Source organism: Paenibacillus sp. FSL M7-0134 (assembly GCF_038007865.1).
Taxonomy (GTDB): Bacteria; Bacillota; Bacilli; order Paenibacillales; family Paenibacillaceae; genus Paenibacillus; species Paenibacillus polymyxa_B.
In genome coordinates this window covers 645,818-662,653 of the sequence record NZ_JBBOXV010000002.1, presented here as the reverse complement: position 1 = coordinate 662,653, position 16,836 = coordinate 645,818, and the positions used below count along the sequence as shown (strand labels likewise).

18 protein-coding genes and 1 pseudogene are annotated in these 16,836 nt (G+C 44.6%); 7 read left to right on the top strand and 12 right to left on the bottom strand.

Annotated features, from left to right (window positions below; genetic code table 11):
- Positions 1-216: 216 nt before the first annotated feature.
- Complete coding sequence (locus tag NSQ58_RS18735) at positions 217-1,530, top strand: transcriptional regulator (RefSeq protein ID WP_076295759.1); 1,314 nt, start codon at positions 217-219, stop codon at positions 1,528-1,530.
- 217 nt (positions 1,531-1,747) lie between these two features.
- Here the strand turns inward: NSQ58_RS18735 and NSQ58_RS18730 are convergent, their stop codons facing one another.
- On the bottom strand, positions 1,748-2,386 hold the full coding sequence (locus NSQ58_RS18730; RefSeq protein WP_341057997.1) for a glycoside hydrolase family 11 protein: 639 nt from the start codon (positions 2,384-2,386) through the stop codon (positions 1,748-1,750).
- A 471-nt stretch (positions 2,387-2,857) separates the two neighbouring features.
- On the opposite strand from NSQ58_RS18730, the pseudogene NSQ58_RS18725 reads away from it, so the two are divergent.
- A pseudogene (locus NSQ58_RS18725) lies at positions 2,858-2,959 on the top strand (GNAT family N-acetyltransferase); the annotation flags it as partial.
- Between the two features lie 64 nt (positions 2,960-3,023).
- Here NSQ58_RS18725 and NSQ58_RS18720 read toward each other — a convergent pair.
- Both NSQ58_RS18720 and NSQ58_RS18715 read right to left on the bottom strand, forming a co-directional pair.
- Complete coding sequence (locus NSQ58_RS18720) at positions 3,024-3,236, bottom strand: helix-turn-helix domain-containing protein (protein ID WP_023987218.1); 213 nt, start codon at positions 3,234-3,236, stop codon at positions 3,024-3,026.
- A gap of 230 nt (positions 3,237-3,466) precedes the next feature.
- Positions 3,467-3,712, bottom strand: a complete 246-nt coding sequence (locus tag NSQ58_RS18715; protein ID WP_023987217.1) for a helix-turn-helix domain-containing protein — start codon at positions 3,710-3,712, stop codon at positions 3,467-3,469.
- 297 nt (positions 3,713-4,009) lie between these two features.
- Between NSQ58_RS18715 and NSQ58_RS18710 the strand changes: the two genes are divergently transcribed.
- Positions 4,010-4,297, top strand: coding sequence for a DUF6809 family protein (locus tag NSQ58_RS18710; protein ID WP_023987216.1), 288 nt, complete (start codon positions 4,010-4,012; stop codon positions 4,295-4,297).
- Positions 4,298-4,435: 138 nt separating this feature from the next.
- On the opposite strand, the gene NSQ58_RS18705 is transcribed toward NSQ58_RS18710, so the two are convergent.
- The 5 genes from NSQ58_RS18705 to NSQ58_RS18685 all read right to left on the bottom strand — a co-directional run bounded on the left by NSQ58_RS18705 (position 4,436) and on the right by NSQ58_RS18685 (position 8,281).
- Positions 4,436-5,044: a TetR/AcrR family transcriptional regulator gene (locus NSQ58_RS18705; protein ID WP_023987215.1), complete on the bottom strand. Its 609-nt coding sequence runs from the start codon at positions 5,042-5,044 to the stop codon at positions 4,436-4,438.
- A gap of 6 nt (positions 5,045-5,050) precedes the next feature.
- Positions 5,051-5,656: a VC0807 family protein gene (locus tag NSQ58_RS18700; RefSeq protein WP_053324732.1), complete on the bottom strand. Its 606-nt coding sequence runs from the start codon at positions 5,654-5,656 to the stop codon at positions 5,051-5,053.
- A gap of 389 nt (positions 5,657-6,045) precedes the next feature.
- Positions 6,046-6,798, bottom strand: coding sequence for an amino acid ABC transporter ATP-binding protein (locus NSQ58_RS18695; protein ID WP_025683111.1), 753 nt, complete (start codon positions 6,796-6,798; stop codon positions 6,046-6,048).
- Positions 6,799-6,813: 15 nt separating this feature from the next.
- Positions 6,814-7,473, bottom strand: coding sequence for an amino acid ABC transporter permease (locus NSQ58_RS18690; protein ID WP_023987212.1), 660 nt, complete (start codon positions 7,471-7,473; stop codon positions 6,814-6,816).
- 40 nt (positions 7,474-7,513) lie between these two features.
- Positions 7,514-8,281 (bottom strand): amino acid ABC transporter substrate-binding protein, encoded by a 768-nt coding sequence (locus NSQ58_RS18685; protein ID WP_028542078.1) that lies wholly within the window; start codon positions 8,279-8,281, stop codon positions 7,514-7,516.
- A 318-nt stretch (positions 8,282-8,599) separates the two neighbouring features.
- Between NSQ58_RS18685 and NSQ58_RS18680 the strand changes: the two genes are divergently transcribed.
- From NSQ58_RS18680 to NSQ58_RS18665, 4 genes are all read left to right on the top strand, one after another.
- Positions 8,600-9,526: an ABC transporter permease gene (locus NSQ58_RS18680; protein WP_023987210.1), complete on the top strand. Its 927-nt coding sequence runs from the start codon at positions 8,600-8,602 to the stop codon at positions 9,524-9,526.
- A gap of 1 nt (position 9,527) precedes the next feature.
- Entirely contained in the window at positions 9,528-10,478 is a 951-nt protein-coding gene (locus tag NSQ58_RS18675) for an ABC transporter permease (RefSeq protein WP_023987209.1), read from the top strand.
- Between the two features lie 195 nt (positions 10,479-10,673).
- Positions 10,674-12,317: a peptide ABC transporter substrate-binding protein gene (locus tag NSQ58_RS18670; RefSeq protein WP_069081249.1), complete on the top strand. Its 1,644-nt coding sequence runs from the start codon at positions 10,674-10,676 to the stop codon at positions 12,315-12,317.
- Positions 12,317-12,697: a DUF3899 domain-containing protein gene (locus NSQ58_RS18665; RefSeq protein ID WP_341057996.1), complete on the top strand. Its 381-nt coding sequence runs from the start codon at positions 12,317-12,319 to the stop codon at positions 12,695-12,697. Before NSQ58_RS18670 ends, NSQ58_RS18665 begins: the two co-directional genes overlap by 1 nt.
- Before the next feature lie 272 nt (positions 12,698-12,969).
- Here the strand turns inward: NSQ58_RS18665 and NSQ58_RS18660 are convergent, their stop codons facing one another.
- The 4 genes from NSQ58_RS18660 to NSQ58_RS18645 all read right to left on the bottom strand — a co-directional run bounded on the left by NSQ58_RS18660 (position 12,970) and on the right by NSQ58_RS18645 (position 16,824).
- The gene (locus NSQ58_RS18660; protein ID WP_023987205.1) at positions 12,970-13,515 is read right to left on the bottom strand and encodes a hypothetical protein; all 546 of its coding nucleotides are present in this window, start codon (positions 13,513-13,515) and stop codon (positions 12,970-12,972) included.
- Positions 13,516-13,854: 339 nt separating this feature from the next.
- Complete coding sequence (locus NSQ58_RS18655) at positions 13,855-14,955, bottom strand: toxic anion resistance protein (protein ID WP_023987203.1); 1,101 nt, start codon at positions 14,953-14,955, stop codon at positions 13,855-13,857.
- Positions 14,956-15,053: 98 nt separating this feature from the next.
- A complete protein-coding gene (locus NSQ58_RS18650) occupies positions 15,054-15,734 on the bottom strand; it encodes a hypothetical protein (RefSeq protein ID WP_028542074.1) in 681 nt (226 codons plus the stop codon).
- A gap of 58 nt (positions 15,735-15,792) precedes the next feature.
- Positions 15,793-16,824, bottom strand: a complete 1,032-nt coding sequence (locus NSQ58_RS18645) for an ATP-grasp domain-containing protein (protein ID WP_053324726.1) — start codon at positions 16,822-16,824, stop codon at positions 15,793-15,795.
- Between the last annotated feature and the right edge of the window lie 12 nt (positions 16,825-16,836).

Here is a 16,836-nt window from a genome sequence, read left to right as displayed (position 1 = left end):
ACACATATTGAATGAACGTAAGAACAGAGTGAACATCCCCCCCTTTATATTTTAAGACTTTTTAAGAACACTTTTATCGTACTTTTAAAGGTATTCGATGTCAAGAGAAAATAAGACATTTTAAGAACACTATTTTGGATACTGCCGGAACATTGATATATCACATTTATTGTGATATAACTCTTTTGATTGAACTGTTTATGAAAGGAATCTACCATGAAAATCAAGCTGGGTATTATCACGCCTGAGACCCATATGGACTATTTCCGTACCATTGAAGAAGAAATGCGGCCCTTATGTCAGTTCAGGTTTCTTACAATCAGCAACTTCCGGGAAACAACAGACATCTATCTCAAAAACTTAGGTTCGGTGGATGGATTTGTGATCAGTGGCAGGATGCTTTACGAGTCAATCGATAAGGAATGCCTGGATGAAAAAGTACCTGTTCACATTTTGCAGGATGATGAAAACCTACTTTATAGGGAACTTTTCCGGCTGCTGGTTACAGAACCTGGGCTTGATATATCCAGGATCTATGTGGATTATGCGTATATAATCGAGTCCTTCAGTGAATTCCAGCAATACCTTACTCATGAGGGAAAGCCCATTGACAGCGGAGATCTGCTCGAACGGGTGGAAACAATGCTCGACAACCATATCACTCTGTGGGAAGACAAGAAAATAGACCTGTCCATCACGGCGTTCGGCCACTTTGTTCCAGAACTCAAAAAGCACGGAGTCAGATATATCTTAATCCGGCCCACTTTGGAAAACGTTAAAGAGACCATAAGCGAGATCATCAACGAAATTACCATCCTCAAGCTTAAGAGCCAGAGGGCAGTTGTTGCATGCTTATCGGCCAAAACGGCGGAGTCGCCATCTGAAGAGCAGCTTCATGAGCTGAAAGTCCTTGTCGGCAGGTTTCTGCGCAGCGTGAATCTGGCAGACACGGCCCAAATTTCAGAAGGCTTTGTCAGACTATACACCACCTACGGAAATTTCATGAAAATCACCTCTAACGCGCATAACTGCACCCTGCTGGAGTATCTGGAAGGATACATAAGCGACAAGGTGAAAATCGGGTGGGGCTCGGGGCATGAATATTTTCAAGCTAACGTCAACGCCACCAAAGCTCACAGACAGGCGGAAGCCTTTACGGGCAGCTGCAGCTTTTTTATAAACGAGGATCAGAAGGTTATCGGCCCAATGCGGAGTATGAATGTCATACAGTTCTCTGAACAGGGGGACCCGGAAATCATCGCGTTAGCCAAAACTATCGGAATAAACAACATTAACTTGCAAAAAATCATGTCCTACGCAGAAATCATGAGAACAAATAAATTATCCTCTGAGGATGTTGCTCAATGCCTGTCCATGACCGTCAGAGGTGCAAACCGTATCCTTAACAAAATTGAAGAAAGTAAATACGTACAAACGGTATTTGAAAAACGAGACAACAGTAAAGGGCGACCAAAAAAATACTACGAACTGTTGTTTCTCGACAAAGAAGGGCGCAAATTAAGCAGATGACACGCATTGTTACGTTTGCCATTTCGACTTTAAATTAATGGCAAAAAAGGCACATTTTCAAAACTGAAAACGTGCCTTTTTTGCGCTTAATTTACCAAGTCAAATCACTTATGATCGATTCATTTAAACCCTATCTATCAGACAGCTCTCAAAACCCGCTTATCCCGTGAGACAGTCCCAACCGCGCCTGTTCGTTGAACAGCTTGTGGTTGAGTGATTACCACACCGTTACGTCAGAACTCCCACTACTTTGATACCCCTCTGTTGCTAACACCTGGTAAGACCAGCTATTCCCCAGATTCATTCCTTTGCTCGCCCATGCTTTCACGTGGTTGCTGAAAGTGATCGTGGAGTTACCCCCGGTCGGTCTCTTCGACTGTCGAACACTCCAGTACTGAATAAACGTCGTTTTTTCGCCTTCAATGGAAGGGGCGTCGTATCGCATTGTTGTGTAGATGTCATATGTGCCCCCATCACTGGTCACCGTACCTTTATACGTTCCGGTAGGTCGATAAGTCCCCCAGCTATCAACGACATAATATTCGATGAGTGAGTTTTTCGTCCACCCGTAGAGAGCCAAGTATCCATTACCGGACGGCGTCCAGACACCGGCATTGTAGTTAATCGTTCTGTTTGGTGATCCAGTAGTCCAGCCTTTCCCGACAACAAAATTCCCGGTATCCTTCCATGTTACGCTGTAATTACCGCCTGATCCATTAACAGCATTGACCGTCCCACCGCCATCGGTCCAATTTTGCCAATAGTCTGTCGCTGCACTTGAGGTTGTTGCAAACAACCCAAAACTCATGGAAGCTGCAAGAACTACCGTCATCATTTTCTTACTAAAATTAAACATAATCTACCTCCTAAAATTTTTGTGTTTGTCCCATACACCTGCTTGTTAGTTGATTCTGTTTGTAACACATCTCTTATCTGTGCATATCCCGTTTTTTTACTTTTACCTCCCTTATGTGTAAATTATAGAATGATAGCGCTTGCATATAAACCTAGCAAATTAAAGCTTTAACTCTATTATGTTTAGCTCTCTTTGAATTTTATAGAAGCCGTTGAAGGGTAATCGAGTTTCGTAACGTTGGAAGAAGGTCTTCGCTGCTTTTAATTATTCGAGCAATATGCGAATCTATTTTTATGTCGGATTTTTTAGATATTCATCTAATCGGAAACAATATAAGTTCTTGTCCCAAGCTGAAGACAAGAACTTATATCGTTAAAACCAAAAAGCTGCCAATGGCAACTGGGGTCAGTCCCGTCGGTTTCCCATATGGAGTTTTTCCAATGTCAATTTTAAGGAGTGCAATTCAGTATAAAAAAACTGGGGTTTGAGAGCGAAGGCATATTAAAAAAGGACAAAATTCTGTCCGATGGTAATTACCTCAACACAGTTATGATGGGACGACTTAATGAATAATTCCAGCAAAAAACCTCCTGTGAATCATCACGGGAGCTTTTTTTGCTGTGCATGTTATGCCTTTTTACCTGTAACGTTTAGGATTATCTGTCTGATCAAGAATAAAGTCGATACTCACCTTGTGGAAATCTGCCAATTTGATTAAGACCACACTTGGGACGTCCAGATTCCCATTTTCATATCGGGAATAGGTTGTTTGTGAGATACCTAAAAAGTCGGCCATGCTCTGTTGTGTTAAGTCTTTGTCCTCACGTAAATTGCGAATTCTCTTATACACTGCTCATCACCCAAGCAAAGTTTACTCCATGCGAAAACTGCATATTGATTTTTATGCGTTTTTCGCATAAAATTTATTTATCTTCAACTTTACCTTGAAATCTTGAGTTGTCCCTTCATATGCAAAAGCTCTTAATGGGGACAGACGGATTCTCCTAAATTCGTTTTATTAAAGTGTATATTTCCCAACGAAGCATATAACAGAATATTGAAATATAGCTCCTGCGGTCATCATAGAGCTTTATTTTGCATGCTATTCTTTTTACCGGTACAACGTTCAGGATCATCTGTCTGACCAAGAATAAAGTCGATACTTACCTTGTGGAAATCTGCCAATTTGATTAAGACGACACTGGGAACGTCCAAGGTCCCATTTTCATATCGAGAGTAGGTCGTTTGTGAGATATGTAATAATTCAGCCATGGTCTGTTGTGTTAAGTCTTTGTCCTCACGTAAATCGCGAATTCTCTTATACATTGCTCATCACCCAAGCAAAGTTTACTCCATGCGAAAACTGCATATTGATTTTTATGCGTTTTTCGCATAAATTTATTTAAAGAGTATAACAAGTGGAATAAGAACGGAGTGGGCGGAATGGTGCTGTACAAGCGATAGCGTTCGCCTTTGTGGCCGGATTTCAACCTTCTTAGCTTGATTAAGAAATCCGGGCACAACAGCGATGGGAAGCACCATCCGACCGCGTAGTGGCGCCGTATGTACATCTTTAGCTCAACTTATATAAATAATCAGTATTCATAAGGAGGCATGATGAAAATGATTTTGGAGGATATGTATTATGGGAATTGGCGTCCCAGTGAACAGATAAATTCAACCGACCCTGAATCTCAAAAAGTGAATCAAAAAATTAGTGATCTCATGGAGATGTTGAAAAGCAAATTACCAGCAGTCGAGTTTGAGTCAATTGAAGTCATGTTTGATTTATTAAGCGAGTCAACTTCCCTGCACTCCGCAGCAGCATTCATTCACGGGTACCGGGCGGGGGCATTAACGATGATTGAAGTATTTAGCGAGGACAAAGAAATTGTTGATCGTAATAGATAGATGATGGAGGAGTTATGGTGGTGAACCCGCTACGCATGCAAATTACCCGTTCCGATCGCTGTTATCCCTAGATTTTTCCTCAATAAATATAAATTTAAAGGTAATATCCGGGGATAACAAAACGAATGGAGGGGCTCACTAGCCTCTGCCTGCGCCCCCCAGCGCATTCATCAAGAACTCGTAAATTTCCAGTTCGTTGATTTTATCGCCATCGGTCACTATGTTATGCTGAACTTGCAGTCCGTTCTTGAACACGGTGAACATCCGAGCTGTCCTGTCCGCATCGATTGAAATAGGGATAGCTCCATTCTGCTGTCCGACTTCGATCCACGTTTTGGCAGTGAGGATAGATGCTTCATGATAACGTTTCAGAATTCCTGCCACGGCGGGCTTATCCTGTTGGCTGAGTAGATAGATAAAAATCAGGCTGGTAGCGCTGTCCCCACTGCCGATGTTACGAAGCCGTTCAGTTAAGGTGTTAAGCGGGGACTTGATTCCTTCTGGTCCTGCGGGAGTCCGGGCGACAGATTCAAAAAAACGCTGATTGGTTTTCTCCATTCCCGCCTCCAGAATCATACCGAACAATTCATCTTTGCTTTTGACATAATGGTAAATGGCTCCTTTAGTCAGTCCGCTGCGATCCGCAATATCCTGTAGTGTCGTCGCCCGACAGCCTTTCTCCATAATCATCTCTTCGGCAATCTCAAGCAGCTTTTTTAGACTGTCGTTCATCGCTTTGTCTTGCATAATCTTTTACCTCCCGGTTGTCTGTCTTTTTATTCGTTTAATGAAACCAATATTCCACCAGATCGTCAAACCAATAATCACGTAAGTGAAGAACGAGGATACGGCCAGAAAGGTCGGTATGGACAACGAGTATACCAGCACTACTTTGATGAAGGCTTCCAGCAGCAGGCTGAGTCCCCACACCGCCGTTATCAGGCGGAAATTAAAGCGATAGCGGGGAAGTTTCTCCCATTTATCGTTCATCTGAGGATTATGGCCTGTGAATCTTTCCGCAAAATAATAAATTAATGGTCGACCAAAGAGCAGCGAACCTAGAAACACCACCCCCATAATACCGGTCACATAAGACTCCCGTAGCAAAATAAAGCGTTCATCACCGCCCAAGAGAACGGCCACGACGCCAAGAATCAGACCAAGAAAAATAAAGCCAGAGAACACATCTGCTTTACGGGTCCGTATAAGGCTGTAGATCGAGTCGCATAGTGGTACAAGAGCAGCGATAGACAGAGCCACCACACTGCTCGTATACGGAATTAGCAGGCGATAAGTCAAATAAGGCAATACAAGATTGATGATTAACGTAAAGATGATTTCGTTGCGAGATTTATTCATGATCGACTCATCCTCTCATCATTTAAAACCTACCTTCGGTAGGTATGTAAAGATTAAAAAATAATAATACCTAACGTCATGACTTTTTACATAAGAATCATTAAGGTTTTTTACTCCTTGTTAAACCAGCTTTTTGAGAGCTTACATTCTATATTTCCTCATGTTGCTACACGTTTCGCATACCCTACAACTACAAAAAAAAGGAGATGGCGCTTGCCATCTCCCTTGCTTTTATTCTTCTCCCACACTTCCTGCTTAAAAACTTGTTGCGGCAAAGGTGGTCGGTGAGCGGAGCGGGCAGAATTGTTCTGAAGAAGCATGTGCGTTCGAAAGAACAATCTGCACGCGCAGCGCCTCCCCGACACACACTCTAACAAGCAACTATTTTTTTAAGCCTCCACCCGATTCAAAAATACCTTCGTCCGCTCCAGCTGCGGATTTCCAAAAATCTGCTCTGGTGTACCGGATTCCGCGATTTCTCCATTATCCATAAAAATGACACGATCCGCCACATCTCTCGCAAAATTCATCTCGTGGGTCACGATGACCATCGTCATATGTTCCTCAGCCAGCTTTTTGATAACTCGCAGCACCTCACCCGTCAGCTCGGGATCAAGGGCCGAGGTCGGCTCGTCGAACAGTAAAATATCAGGGTTCATCATCATTGCCCGGGCAATCGCCACACGCTGCTTCTGTCCCCCCGACAGTCGGGATGGATACGCATCTGCTTTATCTGCCAATCCGACTTTAGCCAGCAACTCAGCGCTTTGGCGACGCAGTTCAGCCTTGCTCACCTTTTTCACCAGCTTCGGAGCCAGCTCCAGATTATCCTGCACCGTCAAGTGAGGGAACAGATTAAAATGCTGGAACACCATGCCCATCCCGGTGGTAATGCCCTTAATATCACCTGCTGGAGCGTACTGACCGTTTTCCACCAGTGCTTTATCATGAATGCGGATCGTCCCGCCCGTCACATCTTCCAGGTGCACCAAACTACGGAGCATGGTACTTTTTCCTGAACCTGAAGGACCGATGACGGCTACAACCTCGCCCGCTTTAACGTTAAAGCTCACTCTTTTCAGAACGTCGAGCTTGCCGAACGATTTTTTCAAATCGGTAACTTCTATTGCATTAGTATTCATATCTCGACATTCCTTTTACTCGAATTTAAAACGTTTTTCCAGCGCCCTGAAGAATAGCGTCAGCACCAAAGCTAACAACAAATAAATAACCGCCGCTACAACGTAAGGTACAATCGAGAAATCACGGTTTACAGCCGTATTGGCAAAATGCAGCAGTTCCGGTACCGCTACTGCATACAGTAGTGCCGTATCTTTTACCAGTGTTGTCGCCTCATTGGTTACCGCAGGCAAAGCAATCCGTACCATTTGCGGCACAATGACTCTAATCAGCGTCTGCGACTTGCTCAAGCCCAGCACTTGCGAAGCCTCGTATTGCCCTTTATCAATCGACAACATCCCGCCTCTGAAAATTTCTGCAAAATAAGCTGCATAATTCAGTACAAATGCCAGTACCGCAGCCGTTGTCCGGTCCAATACCAGATACTCCCCAATGACAGGCAACATCGGCAGACCAAAACAAAAGAACAATAATTGCAGCAATAGCGGCGTGCCGCGTATAACATAAATGTACGTATGCATCAGCCAAGCGATTGGCTTAATCCGGCTTTTGGCCAGCAACGTAACGATAAAACCCAATGGAATAGACAAGATGAGCGTGATGAAAAATAAAATAACCGTCATCTGTGCCCCTTCAAGCATAGGCTTCATAATTCGTAAAATATATTCCATACTCATAACCTTCGACTCCTAAACCCTTAGTTCAATACACTACGTATTAATTTAATACTTTATCTTCACCAAACCACTTTTTCGAAATTTCAGCAGCTTTTCCGTTCTTGTGTAGCTCATCCAAAGCGGATTGCAGCTGCGTCAACAGCTCTTCATTCCCTTTTTTCACACCGATGCCGTATTCCTCAGGGGCCAGTGATTCATCAAGCAGCTTATACGTCCCTTGTTCCTTCGACATATAGTACTTGGCAACGACTTCATCAATGACAACCGCATCCAGACGTCCGGTTTTCAAGTCTGTCAAAGCAAGCACATTATCCGGGAACTCGGAAACTTGCTTCAATTTACTTTTGATCGGATTCGCATCTAATGCATCGGCTGCTGAAGACAGCGTCTGGAGTCCGACCGTTTTGCCCGTCAGATCAGCCAGCTTGGATAGACTGGAAGTAGCCGGAATGACAATCACCTGACTGTTTTTCAGATATGGCTTCGTGAACAGCACTTTTTCCTTACGCTCATCCGTAATGGTGTATCCATTCCAAATGAGATCAATACGTCCGCTGTTCAGCTCGGATTCTTTGGCAGACCAGTCAATCGGCTGAAATTCCACCTGTTTACCCATTTGTTCCCCGGCCGCTTTTGCATAATCAATATCAAAGCCGGTCAGCTCGTTATTTTCATCTCTAAAGCCCATCGGGGCGAATTTATCATCAATTCCAATAATCAATTTACTGTCATCCTTACCGCCGGAACATCCGGCCAACACGATCATCATCAATCCAATTAACATCGTAAACATGGCTGCTTTTCTCATCTTATTCCCCTCCAACAATGGTGACCCCCGTATCCAAGAACAGGTGGCAAACGCTTTAGTTCGTTAACACGTTATCAGAGTATCATCATAACACACCGCAGGATACTCGTCGAGAGGAATGAGCGGAATCTTAGCCTCATATAAATGGAAAACCTGTGACGAAAATTTGACCTGTGTTCTATAATGTAAAACCTTACCTTGACATGTCACCTAAACCGTCTTATTATTTCCTAGTATTCTTATATACTTTTATTTATTTTAAAATTTCAGCAGCAATAGTATGTAAATCAGCTTGATAGACAGGAGAAATAAAGCCCCATGTACATTTTAAAGCGTCTTTTTACGATGTTCATAACGTTGTGGATTATCGTCACTTTAACGTTTATCATCATGCACATCATTCCGGGTGATCCATTCTCGAACGATTCCAAAACGATTCCGGAAGCGGTATTGCAAAACATGCGTGCCAGGTACAATCTGGACAAGCCGCTCGCTGTGCAGTATGTGCTGTATCTAAAAAATCTGCTAGTGCTGGATATGGGCCCGTCTATTCAATCGAAAACGACGGACGTCAATATGCTCATCGCCCGAGGTTTTCCACCTTCTGCATTGCTGGGTATTCAATCCATCGTGGTCGCGATTATTGCAGGTATTTCGCTCGGAACACTGGCTGCTCTGCACCATAATCGACCACTGGATTATATCTCGATGTTTATCGCCATTGTTGGTATTTCCGTACCCAGCTTCATATTGGCACCGCTGTTAATCAAGTACGTTGCCGTCCAATGGCACCTTCTTCCGGTCGCCTCATGGGGAACCTGGCAGCATACGGTGCTCCCGTCGCTGGCTCTCGCTGTTTCACCGCTTGCCGTTATCGCCCGCTTTATGCGGACGAGTATGCTGGAAGTTATGCATGAGGAGTACATACGCACTGCCAAAGCAAAAGGGTTGTCCTCTTGGGCAGTAGTCATTCGTCACGGATTACGCAACGCGTTGATTCCGGTGCTGTCCTTTATCGGACCGTTATTCGCTTCCGTTATTACAGGTACCTTTGTCGTTGAAAAAATATTCGCCATTCCCGGCATCGGTAAATACTTCGTAGACAGTATCTTTAACCGGGATTATCCAGTGATTATGGGGACGACCATTTTCTATAGTGCCATTCTGGTCGTTACTTTATTTTTAATTGATATATCCTATCGCCTTGTCGATCCGCGAATCAAATTAGACAGCAAAGGAGATTAACATGAAAGCAGCACCTACTGTCGAAAAGGACAGCCTGTTTAGTCTTGTAGACCGTAGCCAGATCCCCACCCCCACGTTGACCAGACCCAAAGAATCACCCTGGCGGGATCGGCTACGCAGACTTTTTAACAACAAGCTTGCTCTGTTGGGGCTTTCCCTACTTATCATTATTATTGTGCTGGCGATTATTGGACCTTCCATGGTTCCTTATGCACCCAGTGATCAATCCCTTTTGAAGACGAATCTTTCTCCTTCGGGAGAGCACTGGTTTGGCACGGATGATCTGGGGAGGGACGTATGGGCACGGACATGGGCCGGGGCTAGAATTTCACTCATGATCGGCTTTGCCGCTGCCGCCATTGATTTGGTGCTTGGCATTCTCGTCGGCTGTGTTGCTGGCTATTGTGCTGGGCACGGTAAAACGGGCGACCGGATCGACAGCATTCTCATGCGTATTATTGAAATTTTGTATAGTATTCCTTATCTGCTGGTCATCATTCTGCTGCTCGTCATTATGAAGCCAGGCCTACTCACGATGATTATTGCATTATCTATTACTGGCTGGGTCGGTATGGCCCGTGTAGTGCGTGGGCAAATCTTACAGCTGAAGCAGCAGGAATATGTGTTAGCAGCCCGTAGCTTGGGGACATCTCATTCGCGTATTATCTTCAGACATTTGCTACCGAACGCAGCGGCAATCATTATTGTAAATTTGACGTTCACTATTCCGTCGGCTATTTTTGCCGAATCGTTCCTGAGCTTTCTCGGTCTGGGGATTCAGTCTCCTTCGGCCAGCTGGGGGACGATGGCTAACGATTCACTTGGCGTTATTTTAAGCGGTCAATGGTGGCGCCTATTTTTCCCCGGACTGATGATATCGCTCACCATGCTGGCGTTCAATACACTTGGAGACGGGCTTCAGGATGCACTTGACCCGCGCTCACAACATTAACAATAGAGATATCCAAATTGGACAAGGAGGGGTGTCACCATGATCCGCAGCTTCTCGCCTAACCGCAGGAAAAACGGCAGTTCCTTTATCGAAGTGCGCACACGCGGCATACCTGCGGGAAAGGAGGATGAATAAATCCCGGTACGTATACCTTATTTTTGGCATAACTAATCACAGTAATGGAGGAAAACCACGATGAAAAAAATGCATTGGATGACGATCATCTTACTTTTGGCCGTAACGGCTTTGGCTGGATGCTCTGGTACTTCGGACAAAACAGCAAGCAACGACCCGTCCGCTACGCCTCAAGCAGATATCCCGCAAGAAATTACTGCCAATCTGGCAGGTGGGGAGCCTTATACGCTAGACCCTGCTTTCGCATCAGATACAACGTCCTACTTTGTGATTGATAACTTGTATGAAGGGCTGTATACATACGATAAGGCCGGTAAAATCGTAGAAGGCGCTGCCAGCAAAGTAGATGTATCTCCTGACGGCAAAACCTACACCTTTACTATCCGTGATGGTGCAAAATGGTCGAATGGTGACCCACTGACAGCTAAGGATTTTGAATACTCCTGGAAACGGGTACTGAATCCGAAAACAGCTGCCTACGATCCTTCTGCCCTCTACTACATCAAAGGTGCCGAAGCGTACAACACAGGCAAAGGTAAAATTGAAGACGTGGGAGTTACAGCCAAAGATGATAAAACTCTTGTAGTTGAGCTGAAATCGCCGCTGAGCTTCTTCCCAACGATCGCAGTGGGTCATGCCTATCTGCCAGTAAACCAATCGGTTGTTGAGAAAAATGACAAATGGGCAGCAGAAGCGGGCACAATTGTCGGCAACGGTGCGTATGTAGCCAAGGAATGGAAACATAACGAGCAAATTACGCTGGCTAAAAACGATCAATTCTGGAACAAAGATGCCATTACGATGGCAACGATTAATTTTAAAATGGTTCAAGACTCCACAACTTATTATCAAATGTATAAAACGGGCGATCTGGATCTGATTTTGAGCCTTCCCGTGGATACACTGGATCAGGAAAAGAGCAACAAGGAATTCCTGTCGCATCCATCTTTCAGTGTGTACACCTATTCTTTTAACGTAAAACAAAAGCCGTTTGACAATAAAAAAATCAGACAGGCCATCGCCTACGCGATTGACCGCGAAGCACTGGCTACCAGCGTAACCAAAGGTGGCGAAACTCCGGCTTACGGCTATGTTCCATACGGAACAACAACGCCATCCGGCAAAGACTTCCGTGATGAAGCACCGAAAAAATACTATGAGTTTGACGCTGCAAAAGCGAAACAATCGCTGGCCGAAGGTCTGAAAGAAGAAGGTTTGACCAAGCTGCCACCGATCACCTTCAAATACAACACTTCGGACAAGCATAAAAAAGTAGCTGAAGCGATTCAGGAAATGCTGAAAACAAACCTGGGTGTTGAAGTGACACTGGAGAATCAGGAATGGAAAACGTACATTGATACCTTTAAACAAAAGAACTTCCAGATCGCCCGTATGGGCTGGGAAGGAAACTTCCTGGATCCACTCGGCGTATTGGGGCATTATACTTCCAAAAATTCGAACAACTTTACCAACTGGAGCAACCCGGAGTATGACAAACTGATCGAATCCTCAACCTTTGAGCTTGATCCGGCAAAACGCTTTGAACAGCTCCATCAGGCAGAAGACGTATTGATGGAAGATCTGCCGATTATTCCGATCCAGTTCTCTGCGGACACGGCATTAATCAGTCCTAAGATTCAAGGTATCGTATTTGATGCTCGTTCGAACCCAGACCTGCGCTTTGCGAAACGGGTCGAAAAATAATGATTTTACGTTTCGGGCTCTCTGCCCTGATTGTCGGTACTTTAGGAATTCTGTACGCCACACCCCATCTCTTGTATGGTCGTGAAAACATGGCTACTGCAAATCTGCTATTCCTGTTGGGGTTGCTGGGCTTGGTGATCGGTGCAATCTTCCACGTTCTGCAAAGCGGTTTTCTAACCCTCTTCCTGCGGGGATTTGCCGACATCAGACAGTTGTTCATTCGTCAATCCAAGGCATTACGAGAGGAAAATGAGCGTTTGCGTTCCGATGAATCTCTGTCAGCCTGGAAAACATCCATGTTCCGCCATCTCAAGGTATACACTTCGGGGTGCGGGGCGGGGCTTATCCTTTGCTCGATGATATTAATGGGGATAAGCTAGTTAGGCGTATGAAAGCTTTCTCGCGGTTGGTGGGCGCTGCGCGTGCAGATTGTTCTTCCGATCGCGAACGCTACGCTTCTTCAGAACAATTCTGCCCGCTCCGCTGGCAACCGCCGTAGAGCTTCCATACGTTTTAGAGGTGTGAATGGTAAGAGAAAGGTAGGCCAAGTTTAAATCACTTAGCCTACCTTATTTTGTAGCTCAGGTACACATAAAAGAGAGAGTTCCGCGGAGCTAGTTCGTGGGACTCTCTCTTTTATGTTTCAATAAATCTACCATCTGCGTCGTTCGTCGCCTCTCAGGGGAAAGTCGCTCAATTCTCCGAGTTGGTCATGTGCAGCCTTATAAATGCGAAGAATAGCTTGTACCTTGTTAAAATCATTGTCTTCCGGGCCGAATCCTTCCATATACATTTTTTGAATGATGTTTTGGAAGAAATCCATACGCTCGCGGACGGAATCCTGCTCGATTTGCAGTACCTCTTCAAAGCTGTGTGTCTCAGCAAAATCAGACAGCTCATCAAACTCCTGTTCCTGATATCGCTCTCCCCGAGTTTCGGGATTGAGATCAATAGAGGTGCGCAGGGTTGACAATAAAATATTTTCGCGCGCCAGCATGACATGAAAATCTTTGTTCTTAAACAGATCCGTAACGATCAGACGGCACATTTCCTTGTTTTGCAGCAGAATCCCGTCAAAAGGATGCAGCGTCCACACACCGTAGTTAAAAAATAAATTAAAATTAAAGTTGCTGCTTCCATACTGATATACAATGTTGATTTTCGATTCGTCGATAATTTCAAATGAAAATTCCAGCATGCATTCTCCTTTGGGATTCCAATATTTAACTCTATCCTATCAGAAAATGCATGATTTTCAATAATAAATTTTATTTCACAGAATCATTTAACTCCGCAATTGAATCTGCTTTTTCGCTACTGGCAGCCACAAGTAAATAGACAATCACACACCCTAAAATAAAGGACATCATACGCTCGCTCTCTCCTTTTTGTCATTCGCTTTTTAAGAGTTTATGCACGAGAATGCTATGTATGTTCATCATGTCCTTTATTAGCTGCTGCCAAACCAAAAAAAGACGCCTTTCGGAGTCATCCCGGCGTCTTTTTAATAGATTAAGTCTATTATTCTAAATTGTCATCAGTTCAAAAACGAGCTTAAACCCTCAGAAGAATTGCTATCCTTCAGTGTTTTGGATGGTTCTTTCCCTTCGATCCCCAAGCGTTGGCTAAGGTTGGCATTGATTGCTGTCATTTTACTTGTGTAATCATGGCAGCTTTCAATAATTTGGCGATTCGATTTTTCAGACAGATCCAAAGCAGATACCAAATCACCAATCGCCTGATTCACAGCCTCCAGTGACATAGAAGGCTTGCTAAGCAGATCTGTCGTTCTCTCGGTCGTCGTTTTGAGAAGCTTTGCATTTTCCTTGAATTGATCTTCAATCGTACGGTTGGTCGCATCGACGGCTGAAATGATTTTATCCTGATCCGCCAGCGCCATCGCGATCATAGCCGATACAGTGATCAGATTCGATGTTTTATCAATCGCATTATTTACAGAATCAATCAGTTTATCATTGTTATCATTAATAATATCTGTTGCTGCAATCGCCTGATTGTATAACAAAATCATTTCTGTCATCGACTGTGTACGAGTAACCACCTTGCGCAATCCCCGCTCCAGATGAGGCTTACGGTTTTCATTTTCCGGCTTAGCAATCTCGGTCTCAAACAGTTCTTTCAAGCGATTACCAAAGGCAATCTTCGTCTGTAAATTGTAGATTTCTTCAATGGAAGCCTTCTTCAACTGCCTCATGCTGACGATGTTTTCTTCCAGATTATCCTTACCATCTCTCAAGGCAGTAATGATTTTCTCGATGTTCGTCTTCACCGACTGATACTTGTAAATGTAGTTTTTTAACGGGCTTTTACGCAGGAGCTTGCCAAAAAAGCTCACATTTTTGCTCTGCTGGAGCGTTTCGCATTCATCACGCAGCTTTAAGATCATATTGGATACCTCAGCCCGATCACCGGACATGAGGTCGTTTACCGGACGATCCAGCATTTTAAGGGTCTGCCCCGCACGTTCCTGCGTTTTAACCCCCAACTTACCGATATCATCCATTAAGGTATCCAGGCTCATGACATCGCTTTGTGATACCTTCTGAATCAGCTGTGAAGCCTCCTCAGTCACCTTTTGTTCATCTTCTTTTTTCAATTCAGCCCATGGGGTCGCCATACGCTACCTCCTATTCTGAAAACAACTGTTACCCAAGTCTAATCGTTGTTATTCAGAGCAGCTATACTGCTACTTTTTTTATTTTCCCAAAAAATCGCCTACAATTCGGAACTGCTATATCGCTGGTGAATAAGCTCCGCTTTGCTCTGTAATTCCAACAGATCCTTATGCTCCACCGTAGATACAATTACCGATATTTTGCTGTCCACATCCCGTAATCCGTTTAATAACGTCCTCCGGTTAGTCCGCTTCGCATCGCCGCTGAGCCGAAGAAACGGATTAATCAGTCCGTTCAAATCCTTCAAAATCAATCTCCGAACCGTATGATTCACTTCGCTGTTGTTCAGTTCATGCAAAAGTGGAATGACCCGCTGCAAACGTGCAAATAGAGCCAGCGCCTTCTCGACAATCTCGTTATCAAGCGCATCCTTCTGTCCCTCGGAGATCACCATATCCTCCAGTACCTCCAAATACTCCATCACCTGAGCAAATTCACTGCTCACCTGAACTGATTGACGTACTTGTCCTGTCATAGACTCCGGTCGAACGGCAGCTTCCTTTTCATGCTGATGTGTCTCAGCGACCTGCTCCTGCACCACCGGAATCACGGAACCGGTCAGATTGGGGCGAGGATGGCGAATAGCCATGATGGCGCTGTATCCTCCCAAACCAATGATCGGAATCGCCAAACACACAAACAGTGGCAACCAAAAACTTAGTAAAAGCGCAATCAGGTAGCTAACCACAGCAATCGTGGCACCCCACATTTTTGACGTCATAGCTTGTACCTCCTGACGTAAACCCTTACCATATTGTAGAAAACAATATTTGTGTGTGTCAATGTACGGATTTACGTATGGTGATTGGCTGCTCGATATGACTGGCTAAAATGTCGTATTGCGGATGAAGTGAACCGATCTCATGACCCAAAGCCGATTTCACCGCTAGATAAGGAAAATTGATACCAGACAAACATGATACATGAAGTCCTCCGGACATCCGCGGATTGATCTCTAGCAGCTTGGCATGCTCGCCGTTATATTTTACCTGAATGTTATAATTGTACGGAATGTGATACGCCTCAGCGACCTTCTGTGCCACCTCCAACAGCTCGGGATGCTGCTCCAGCAGCCGTAATCGTCCTCCTGCCTTCCTACGCGGAACCGCCGCTAGCAGCTTTCCGTTCCGGTCAGCCAGGCAGTCAATACTGTATTCGTATCCCTCCAGCAGCTCCATCACCATCAGATTGGGAAATGATTCTGTGGATGACAATACGCGGTGTGCTTCCTCGAACGAAATATGATTCAGCGCATGGCCGAACAGTTCCTCCAGCGGATTACGTTCATTGTCGATGATACGAAAGCCCATTCCGCCTTCTGCATTACATGGCTTGAAGCATACCTTATGCCCACGTGCTATTAACGACTCATATGCCTGTTTAAACTGCTCGGCATTGCTGGCAATGGCATAATCGGGAATCGTGACAATTTCCTTTTGACGAATGGATTCATAAAACAAATCCTTTTCCATCAGTTGCTCCAGCAGTTCGGTATCTTGGCATACCATCACTTTTGTCCCAATATCATCGAACAAATAAAGATGCTTGCTAATATCGAGCATATTCCACCGTGGGATAAAGACATCAATTCCGTGCCGCTTGCAAAAATCAGCGCAAAATTGTGCGTACTCCACACCACTGGTGCGAGGCTCTACTTCAGCCACATCACTGGCCTGTAGCGCCATGTGCTGCGGATCTGAGTGCGTCGCATAGATCTCGAACGGAATACCGTCCTCATTGTTACGAATAGCATTCATATAATGATACGCCACTGAAAACCAGCGGTTAAAATACACCTTAACCTTCTTCACAGAGCCACGTCC

Coding starts and splice junctions, on each gene's coding strand:
- NSQ58_RS18735 (WP_076295759.1), top strand. CDS start 217: ATGAAAATCAAGCTGGGTATTATCACGCCTGAGACCCATATGGACTAT.
- NSQ58_RS18655 (WP_023987203.1), bottom strand. CDS start 14,955: ATGGCGACCCCATGGGCTGAATTGAAAAAAGAAGATGAACAAAAGGTG.
- NSQ58_RS18705 (WP_023987215.1), bottom strand. CDS start 5,044: ATGCAAGACAAAGCGATGAACGACAGTCTAAAAAAGCTGCTTGAGATT.
- NSQ58_RS18715 (WP_023987217.1), bottom strand. CDS start 3,712: ATGTATAAGAGAATTCGCGATTTACGTGAGGACAAAGACTTAACACAA.
- NSQ58_RS18675 (WP_023987209.1), top strand. CDS start 9,528: ATGAAAGCAGCACCTACTGTCGAAAAGGACAGCCTGTTTAGTCTTGTA.
- NSQ58_RS18700 (WP_053324732.1), bottom strand. CDS start 5,656: ATGAATAAATCTCGCAACGAAATCATCTTTACGTTAATCATCAATCTT.
- NSQ58_RS18650 (WP_028542074.1), bottom strand. CDS start 15,734: ATGACGTCAAAAATGTGGGGTGCCACGATTGCTGTGGTTAGCTACCTG.
- NSQ58_RS18680 (WP_023987210.1), top strand. CDS start 8,600: ATGTACATTTTAAAGCGTCTTTTTACGATGTTCATAACGTTGTGGATT.
- NSQ58_RS18660 (WP_023987205.1), bottom strand. CDS start 13,515: ATGCTGGAATTTTCATTTGAAATTATCGACGAATCGAAAATCAACATT.
- NSQ58_RS18670 (WP_069081249.1), top strand. CDS start 10,674: ATGAAAAAAATGCATTGGATGACGATCATCTTACTTTTGGCCGTAACG.
- NSQ58_RS18690 (WP_023987212.1), bottom strand. CDS start 7,473: ATGAGTATGGAATATATTTTACGAATTATGAAGCCTATGCTTGAAGGG.
- NSQ58_RS18685 (WP_028542078.1), bottom strand. CDS start 8,281: ATGAGAAAAGCAGCCATGTTTACGATGTTAATTGGATTGATGATGATC.
- NSQ58_RS18710 (WP_023987216.1), top strand. CDS start 4,010: ATGATTTTGGAGGATATGTATTATGGGAATTGGCGTCCCAGTGAACAG.
- NSQ58_RS18695 (WP_025683111.1), bottom strand. CDS start 6,798: ATGAATACTAATGCAATAGAAGTTACCGATTTGAAAAAATCGTTCGGC.
- NSQ58_RS18665 (WP_341057996.1), top strand. CDS start 12,317: ATGATTTTACGTTTCGGGCTCTCTGCCCTGATTGTCGGTACTTTAGGA.
- NSQ58_RS18730 (WP_341057997.1), bottom strand. CDS start 2,386: ATGTTTAATTTTAGTAAGAAAATGATGACGGTAGTTCTTGCAGCTTCC.